Raw genomic sequence first — 8,054 nt, 5'->3', positions numbered from 1 at the left:
ACCTCCAAGCTCTACGGCGACGTCGCAGTGAACGGCACCACCGCCGTCAAGCAGGCCTACATCTTCAACCTCGACGGCTCCACCCTCAAGCCCCTCCAGGCATCCGGTGACACCGCCGTCCTCGAAGGCACCCGCGTCCTGATCTCCGACACCGCCGCCGGCCTGCTGAACAAAACCTTCAAGACCGACGCCGTGAAGGCCGACATGCTCGTCGGCATCGCCAAGATCACCGTCAACACCAAGTAACACCCCACCAGGAAAACTCGCCGGATGCATGGTCTGCACCGGTGGGAAGTGCCACGGTTCCGCTTCTGCCGGCACCGTGGCACTTTTCCTTGCCTGGACCGTGGTGCGTCCCGGCCGACGTGGGCCTTCCCCGCCGTAGCCTTGAAAGGTGACTGAAATGACCGAAGTTTTGGTTGATGTGGTTCTACCCTGTCTGAACGAGAAGGGCGCACTGCCCTGGGTACTCGCGCGCCTGCCGGAGGGGTACCGGGCAATTGTGGTCGACAACGGCTCTACGGACGGTTCCGCTGAACTCGCCACCCAACTTGGTGCCATGGTCATTCGCGAGGAACGCCGCGGTTTCGGCGCTGCGGCCCACGCGGGCCTGCTCGCCTCCACGGCCGAATACGTGGCTTTCTGCGACTGCGACGGTTCGCTGGACCCGGCACAGTTACCGGCGCTGTTCGCCCCGGTCATCGACGGCAGTGCGGATCTGGTGCTCGGCAGCCGCCAGCCGCAGCGCGGTTCCTGGCCCGCCCATGCCCGTGTCGCGAACGTCGTCCTGGCTTGGCGGCTCCGTAGGCTCACCGGGGAACGGGTGACGGACCTTGGCCCAATGCGGGCGGGCCGCCGGGTCCAGCTGCTTTCGCTGGCATTGGAGGACCGTCGCAGCGGCTACCCGCTTGAGATGTTCCTGAAGGCGAGCCTTCGCGGCTGGAGAATCCTGGAACTACCCGTTCCGTACGCCCCCCGGACTGGCAAATCGAAAGTCACCGGCACCCTCCGCGGAACAATTACCGCGGTACGGGATATGTCGGTTCAGCTCAGGGCGGCCGCGGCCGCCGCGGGTTCAGGACCGGTCCTCAAGCGCACCGGCGACGAATCATGAGCATGCGCAACCTGAATGATCTGACGGTGGCCGTCATCGCCAAAGAGTGTCTGCCCGGACGGGTGAAGACCCGGCTTAGTCCGCCGTTATCTCCCGAGGATGCGGCCCATCTGGCGCAACTCAGCCTCAGCAGCACCCTGGAAACCGTCAGGCAACTTCCTGCGCGAGACCGACTTCTGGTTATGGACGGTGCCCCGACCGCGGAAGACGCAGGAGGTTTCGTTGTGGTGCCTCAGGTTTCCGGAGGACTCGACGAAAAACTCGCCGCCATCTGCGATGCCGCTTCCGGTCCGCTACTGATCATCGGCATGGACACACCACAATTCTCGCTGCACCATGTCGCCCCGTTGCTCAATGATTGGGGCACCGGAACGGTCGTCCACGACGCGTGGCTCGGGCCCGCCTCCGACGGCGGATTCTGGGCTCTCGCGCTTCGCAGGCCAACAGGCACCCTCATCCGGGGGGTGCCAATGTCCACCGACACCACCGGAGCCCACCAGTACGCCAGGCTCCGTGCCGCCGGCCTCACAACCGGGATGCTGCCCGAGTTGCGGGATATGGACTACTTCAGCGATGCAGTGGAGATCGCTGCCGGGATGCCCGGCACCGAATTCTCGTCGGCCGTCGCACAAGCCGCGCCCGTCCTGCAGGACCAGGCACCGATCGCCGGGGCCGGGGGATGACGGCCGTCGGCATGACGCCGCTTGCGCTTTTCGGCCAGGGCCGACGGGAACCCTATGCCCGGGCCCTTGCGAACGGCTTCGGCACTCTGACGCTGCGGCCGGACACCGAACAAGATGCTGCGCCCCCCGTTACTTTCGACGTCAGCAACTGGTGCGACGAGGCAAGCTCACTGGAGATTTCGCTGTTGAGGAACCTGCAGGGGCCCGTGCTCGACGTCGGATGCGGTCCCGGCCGGCTGCTGGCCGCAGCCCAGGACATGGGCCTGACGGCCCTGGGCATCGACACGAGTGCCGAGGCTGTCCACCGGGCCCGTGGCCGCGGCGCCCGCGCCCTCGAACAGTCCATATTCGCCCCGGTTCCCCACGCCGGGCAGTGGCAATCCCTGGTCCTGCTGGACGGAAACATCGGTATCGGCGGCAGCATCACGACCCTGCTGCGCCGGTGCCTGCAACTCATCGCCCCCCAGGGGACTCTCCTGGTGGAAGTGGAAACCGATGCCGAACTGGACACCGTCTACGCGGCGGTCCTGGAAGACGCCCAAGGTAACCAAAGCGAGCCTTTTCGGTGGGCCAGAACCGGCGCCGCCGGTCTCGAATCCCGCGCACTCCGCGGAGGATGGACCATAAAGTCCGTCCACCACAGGCAGGGCCGCGTCTTTTGTCGACTCTCGCCAGCCATAGGTCCGGACGGATTCACAGCATGAGAGTCCGGCCGCAAACTGAAAGCACGCCCGGCGCGGCACGCGCTTCCGGGCGCCGGGCGGGAACCTACGCCGCTCTGGCCGCCGTGCTCATCCTGGCCGCGACAGTGCTTTGGTGGATGGTATTGCCGCGGAATCCCTTCGAGTCGGCTCCCATCGTCGGCACCTGCATCTCGTGGATATTGCTGATGGCGGCGGTCTTCCTGCTCAGGCGGGTGCCACGGGACCGCATTGGGGCGGTGATCATAGCGGGCACGGTTTTGCTTGGCGCGGTTGCCGTAAGCGCACCGCCACGGACCAGTAACGATTCTGCACGATACGCCTGGGACGGAATCGTTCAAAAGGCGGGAATCTCCCCGTACTCGCATGTACCGCTGGATGAGACACTTGCCGGCCTGCGGCCGGGCTGGCTGTTCGCGCCGGGCTCCTTAGACAGCGACGGCCGACCAGTTTGTGCCAAGGAGCTATTCGGCACTGAATCCGTCGCTGCCCTGGGGTATCCGTCGGGGACACCCTTGTGCTCGGCCATTAACCGCCCGCACGTGCACACCATCTATCCGCCAACCGCTGAGATTTACTTCCTCGGAGTGCGGGCGGCCGTTCCGGATTCGGTGGGGTACCTTCCTTTCCAGCTCGGCGGGCTGCTAATCAGTGTGGCCGTTGGAGTGATGCTGCTCCGCATTCTCGCCGCCCGCGGGATGCCCCTCCATCTGGCCGCAGTGTGGGGGTGGAGCCCTTTCGTGCAGCTCGAGGCAATCAACAACGCCCACGTTGATCTCTTGGGCGGCGCCCTCATTCTCGCTGCAGGAATCCTTCTGACAGCAGGAAAGCCGCTCCGCTCTGGCGTTGCATTCGGAGCCGCAGTGGCAACGAAACTCATTCCGGCCATCGCGGCCCCGGGATTACTGTTCAAGCGCCCGGCACGTTTCATCGCCGCCGCCGTGGCGACGTTCACGCTGCTCTACGTGCCTTATCTGGCGTTCGCGGGAGCGGGAGTCCTCGGATTCCTCCCCGGTTACCTCAAAGAGGAGGGCTACAGCCAAAGCGGCGGGATCCGATTCGGCCTGGCCCAGATCGTCGCGGCCGGGCCTTGGATCCCCGTACTGAGTGCGGCCGCCCTGGCTATCGTCGCTCTCGGTGTGCTTAGACGGACCACAGCGGCGAATCTCTGGGAACAGCAGACGGTCATGATCGGGCTGACCCTGCTGATCGTGAGCCCGAACTACCCGTGGTACGCACTGATGCTCATGCCGTTCATCGTCTTGAGCCGCCGCTGGGAATACATCAGCGTCATTCTGGCTCTGGACGTGATCTACATGGTTCCCTCGGCCGCCCCATACAGTGAGCCTCTTAACCAGGGCGTCCTCCTCTTGGCCGCCTCCACCGTCGCGACCGGAGCGTGGCTTCGACGCCGCCGTGGAATTGCAACGGCTGCCCATCAGCGGCTGCAGGCCGAGGCAAGTCACCTCGCGGCCGCACCCCAATGACCCCGGTGACCGACCCACAGAGACGATTTCAAGCAAGTTCCAACAATTGGCAGGATCGCGTTATGCATAACCAATTTCCCCGCATCCCCCGCGTCGGCGTCATCGGAGGTTCCGGTACTTATACTCTCCCCGGCGCAACGGTGCAGGCCGTCGTCGACGTCGACACACCCTTTGGGCGGCCTTCGGGGCCGCTGACATTTGCCGAGGTGGCCGGACAGACAGTGGCCTTCCTCCCCCGGCACGGCGGGGAGCACTCGCTTCCGCCGCAGAAGATCAACTACCGTGCCAACCTTTGGGCACTCAAGAGCGTCGGGGTCGAGGCGGTCTTCTCATCCTCCGCCGTGGGCGGGTTGCGGGAAGGCTTCGGGCCCGGGACATTCGTGGTCACGGACCAGCTGATTGACCGCACCTGGGGCCGGGCCGACACGTTCTTCGACGGAACCACCGCCGACGGCGCCGCGCCGGCCGGCGTCCAGCACTTGCCGGCGTCGGACCCGTTTTGCCCGACACTTCGATCGTATCTGCACGTTGCCCTTGATCAGCTCCAGCTGCCCAGCGCCCCCCAAGGGACAGTGGTGGTCATCAACGGACCGCGATTTTCCACCAGGGCCGAGTCGCAGTGGTACGTCTCCGGCGGGGCCGACATTATCAGCATGACCCAATATCCCGAACCCGTCCTGGCCGCGGAGCTGAACATGGGCTTCGCCAATCTGGCGTTCGTCACAGACTCCGACACCGGCCACGACGGTTCCGAACCGGTCACGGCTGAAGCCGTCTTCGCGCGGCTGAAACATGCCCAGGTCAACGTCCTTGCCATCCTTGAGACAGCCCTCGCCGCCGTCGGCGCCGACTATGCCGCCAGGCCGCTCATGGACCCGGAAGCCGTACGCCGAATCATGGCGCTCCCTCCGGTCGGCCCGTCAGTGGGTCTCTGATGAGACTCCTCGTGACCGGCGGCGCCGGCTTCATCGGATCCCACATCGTCGAAGCTGCTCTCGCCAAGGGATGGAGTGTTCGGGTCCTCGATTCCTTGGAGGCTTCCCTGCACCCGCACAAACCGGCTTTTGACCGGCGCGTGGACCTCGTCACGGGAGATGTGACGGACCCGGCTGCCGTGGAGTCGGCGTTGCAGGGAATCGATACCGTTTGCCATCAGAGCGCAAAAGTCGGCCTTGGGGTCAGCTTCGCCGACGCACCTGACTACATCCGCAACAACGATTACGGCACGGCCATCCTGCTCGCCGCGATGGAGCGCCACGGCATCACCCGCCTGATTCTCGCCTCCTCGATGGTGGTGTACGGCGAGGGCGCCTACGTCGATCCGGGAAGCGGCCGACCGGTCAGGCCCGGTCCCCGCTCGGAGGAGGACCTTCGCGCCGGCATCTACGATCCACGCAACCCCGAAACCGGGGCCGTTCTGGTCCCCGCGATGGTCACCGAGGATGCCGTCATGGATCCGAGGAACGTCTACGCAGCATCGAAGCTGAGCCAGGAACACCTCGCTTCCTCGTGGGCCCGGAGCACCGGCGGTTCGGCGATTGCCTTGCGTTACCACAATGTCTACGGACCCAGGATGCCCAAAGACACGCCGTATGCCGGGGTCGCTTCCCTCTTCCGGTCGGCCCTGGCCCGCGGTGAAGCTCCGCGTGTCTTTGAGGACGGAGCCCAGCGCCGAAGTTTCATCCACGTACGGGATGTTGCGGCAGCAAATATTGCCGCCGCCGAGTCGCTGTCCGACGACGGCGCCCCGGCCTTTCGCGCCTACAACGTCGGTGCGGACGAGGTCCACACCATCGGTGACGTGGCGGCCGCGTTGAGTGCCTTCAGCGCCGGTCCGGCGCCCGTAGTCACCGGCGAGTATCGGCTCGGCGACGTACGCCACGTCACGGCCTCCTCGGAGCGGATCAAGGCTGAACTCGGCTGGGCTCCGAACGTCGGATTCGACGAAGGCATGCGGGAATTTGCTACCTCTCCCCTGCGCGGCGACCGGGTGTAAGCCACCGGCGCCGGCAGGCTTCCGGCCCCGGGACTGTTGCCGAAAGGATCTGCCGGGTCAGCGGCGGCGGACCCGCCCAGTCCCGCGGGCTCTTCGTTCCAGGGCAAAGATGGTCACGGCAGTGCCGCCCGCAAGGAACGCCCAGAACCATGTGAGGGAGGCGGCGTAGTTGGCTTCCAGCACGGTGGTGCTCTGCGCGACGGACTGGGCCTTCACCAGAATTGCAGCAATCAAGGTGATTACCGCACCGCTTAGCAGCGCGCCGCGGAGCACTGCGGCCGAGAGCGGCTGGAGCTTCGACCCGGCCCTCGTCAGGCCTGCGCCCGCAAGAGTGGAGAGCGGCACAATGACGCCGTCGTGAATAAGGACGGCAACGGCCATCCACGTCAGCAGTCCGATCAACTGCTCCGGGCCTAATTGGGTTGGCAGGCCCAGCAGTCCGTATCCCAGCATGGCGATACCGGCGGCGCCGAGGGCCGCACGTGCGGCTTTGACGGAGTTCGGCGTTTTCACAGGACCTCGATACTTTGCAGCCATTTGGTCTGGAGGACTCCGGGCCGGCCGGGGGCGATGATGCGGGCCGGATAGCCATGATCGAGGTCGAGTACGGAGCCGTTCAGTTCCAGGGCCACCAGCGTTTTTTCGTCCCGGGCGTATTCCGGGGCCATGGTCATCAACCGGTAGGCGCCCTCTGGTTCCAAGCTGGTGACTCGAAGGGTGGACCCGGCCGGAGCCCCCACGGCGTCCATCAAGTCCCTGACCAGGACCCCGCGCCACTGCGCAGTCTGGCTCCAGCCCTCGACGCATGCGATGGGAAGTTCGTGGGTGTGCTGGGGCATCGCCTTGAGCTGGGCAAGGCTGAAGGTCCGGCGGGAGTCACCGTTGCGTACCAGAAGGGTCCAGTTGGCGTCATTGGCCGCCTCTGTGACGCTGGCAGCGACAGCCGTTCTGTTGACCGGTACCCCCTGCGGCCCGGTGCCCATCTTGCGCGGAGCGAAAAGGTTTAGCGGCGCAAGCACGGCGAAGGATTGTCCGGCGGTCGTCAGGACAACCGTTCCGCTCGCCGTTGCCACACCCATCAGGAACGCCCGCCGGGACCATCGCCCGCGGCCCGGACTGCCGGCGACGGACGCCCGCCCGTGCGAGTCCATCCCGCCGTCGGAGGGCTTGCCGGCCTGCCCTCCCGTGGACCGGGCACGCCAGTTGCTGGCGATGACAGGGAGCTTGACCGCGATGTGCAACAGCAGCGATCCCCAGATCACCCACGCCAGCCAATAGTGCGTCTCACGAAACGGAAAGGGCCACGGATACCATTTGTAGGTGTTGATCAGCCCGGTGGTCAGCTGCACTAGAGATGCACCGAGGAATAAGGCTATCGAGGCCCGCTCGAGGCCATGCAGCAGAGACTTCACGGGCGGCCACTTGAGCAGTTCAGGGTACACAGACCACAGCTTCGCCAGAAGCAGAGGAATCGAGGCGATGCCGGCAGTTACGTGGAGTCCCTGCGTCAGTTGGTAGATCCAGACCGGTCTGGTCGGAAAGAACATCCAAGACGGCGGATTCTGGAGTCCATGGCTGAACAGGCCGGTCAGGAAACATATTGTGAAGCTGACCCCGAGCCAGCGGCCCACCACGACCGTCAGGCGTGAACTGCGGGTCGGCGATGCGAACTTTGCGGCCAAAGCTTGAGTGAGCTTCTGCGGGTTGGGCATCTGCATGTCGTTATCACTCCACCGTTCTGTGGCCCCGGGGCCAGTCTAATCCTAGAGCCGAGAACGCCACGGACCCCCAAGGTCCGTGGCGTTCTCAACCATTCCTGGTGGGGTGTTACTTGGTGTTGACGGTGATCTTGGCGATGCCGACGAGCATGTCGGCCTTCACGGCGTCGGTCTTGAAGGTTTTGTTCAGCAGGCCGGCGGCAGTATCGGAGATCAGGACGCGGGTGCCTTCGAGGACGGCGGTGTCACCGGATGCCTGGAGGGGCTTGAGGGTGGAGCCGTCGAGGTTGAAGATGTAGGCCTGCTTGACGGCGGTGGTGCCGTTCACTGCGACGTCGCCGTAGAGCTTGGAGGT

8 protein-coding genes and 2 pseudogenes are annotated in these 8,054 nt (G+C 65.2%); 7 read left to right on the top strand and 3 right to left on the bottom strand.

Annotated elements, in window-relative coordinates; genetic code table 11:
• The 7 genes and pseudogenes from AC1DBL_RS16670 to AC1DBL_RS16640 form a co-directional block, all read left to right on the top strand.
• Positions 1-246: pseudogene (locus AC1DBL_RS16670) on the top strand (hypothetical protein); the annotation flags it as partial.
• Positions 247-403: 157 nt separating this feature from the next.
• A complete protein-coding gene (locus tag AC1DBL_RS16665; protein WP_476926520.1) occupies positions 404-1,114 on the top strand; it encodes a glycosyltransferase family 2 protein in 711 nt (236 codons plus the stop codon).
• A gap of 2 nt (positions 1,115-1,116) precedes the next feature.
• The gene (locus AC1DBL_RS16660; RefSeq protein WP_476926519.1) at positions 1,117-1,797 is read left to right on the top strand and encodes a TIGR04282 family arsenosugar biosynthesis glycosyltransferase; all 681 of its coding nucleotides are present in this window, start codon (positions 1,117-1,119) and stop codon (positions 1,795-1,797) included.
• Between the two features lie 11 nt (positions 1,798-1,808).
• Entirely contained in the window at positions 1,809-2,501 is a 693-nt protein-coding gene (locus AC1DBL_RS16655) for a class I SAM-dependent methyltransferase (RefSeq protein ID WP_476893638.1), read from the top strand.
• Complete coding sequence (locus AC1DBL_RS16650; protein WP_476926518.1) at positions 2,498-3,985, top strand: glycosyltransferase family 87 protein; 1,488 nt, start codon at positions 2,498-2,500, stop codon at positions 3,983-3,985. The genes AC1DBL_RS16655 and AC1DBL_RS16650 overlap by 4 nt, the downstream gene beginning before the upstream one ends.
• A gap of 62 nt (positions 3,986-4,047) precedes the next feature.
• Entirely contained in the window at positions 4,048-4,920 is an 873-nt protein-coding gene (locus AC1DBL_RS16645; protein WP_476926517.1) for an MTAP family purine nucleoside phosphorylase, read from the top strand.
• Positions 4,920-5,981 (top strand): NAD-dependent epimerase/dehydratase family protein, encoded by a 1,062-nt coding sequence (locus AC1DBL_RS16640; protein ID WP_476926516.1) that lies wholly within the window; start codon positions 4,920-4,922, stop codon positions 5,979-5,981. The genes AC1DBL_RS16645 and AC1DBL_RS16640 overlap by 1 nt, the downstream gene beginning before the upstream one ends.
• A 57-nt stretch (positions 5,982-6,038) precedes the next feature.
• On the opposite strand, the gene AC1DBL_RS16635 is transcribed toward AC1DBL_RS16640, so the two are convergent.
• From AC1DBL_RS16635 to AC1DBL_RS16625, 3 genes and pseudogenes are all read right to left on the bottom strand, one after another.
• Positions 6,039-6,494, bottom strand: coding sequence for a hypothetical protein (locus tag AC1DBL_RS16635; protein WP_476926515.1), 456 nt, complete (start codon positions 6,492-6,494; stop codon positions 6,039-6,041).
• Positions 6,491-7,699, bottom strand: a complete 1,209-nt coding sequence (locus AC1DBL_RS16630; RefSeq protein WP_476926514.1) for a molybdopterin-dependent oxidoreductase — start codon at positions 7,697-7,699, stop codon at positions 6,491-6,493. The genes AC1DBL_RS16635 and AC1DBL_RS16630 overlap by 4 nt, the downstream gene beginning before the upstream one ends.
• Positions 7,700-7,808: 109 nt before the next feature.
• Positions 7,809-8,054: pseudogene (locus AC1DBL_RS16625) on the bottom strand (hypothetical protein); the annotation flags it as partial.

This window comes from Arthrobacter sp. 10T44, from assembly GCF_056393885.1.
Note: the sequence above shows the minus strand (reverse complement) of the source record. Positions and strands in the feature narration are given on the sequence as shown.

Coding starts and splice junctions, on each gene's coding strand:
- AC1DBL_RS16655 (WP_476893638.1), top strand. CDS start 1,809: ATGACGCCGCTTGCGCTTTTCGGCCAGGGCCGACGGGAACCCTATGCC.
- AC1DBL_RS16645 (WP_476926517.1), top strand. CDS start 4,048: ATGCATAACCAATTTCCCCGCATCCCCCGCGTCGGCGTCATCGGAGGT.
- AC1DBL_RS16640 (WP_476926516.1), top strand. CDS start 4,920: ATGAGACTCCTCGTGACCGGCGGCGCCGGCTTCATCGGATCCCACATC.
- AC1DBL_RS16660 (WP_476926519.1), top strand. CDS start 1,117: ATGCGCAACCTGAATGATCTGACGGTGGCCGTCATCGCCAAAGAGTGT.
- AC1DBL_RS16665 (WP_476926520.1), top strand. CDS start 404: ATGACCGAAGTTTTGGTTGATGTGGTTCTACCCTGTCTGAACGAGAAG.
- AC1DBL_RS16650 (WP_476926518.1), top strand. CDS start 2,498: ATGAGAGTCCGGCCGCAAACTGAAAGCACGCCCGGCGCGGCACGCGCT.
- AC1DBL_RS16630 (WP_476926514.1), bottom strand. CDS start 7,699: ATGCAGATGCCCAACCCGCAGAAGCTCACTCAAGCTTTGGCCGCAAAG.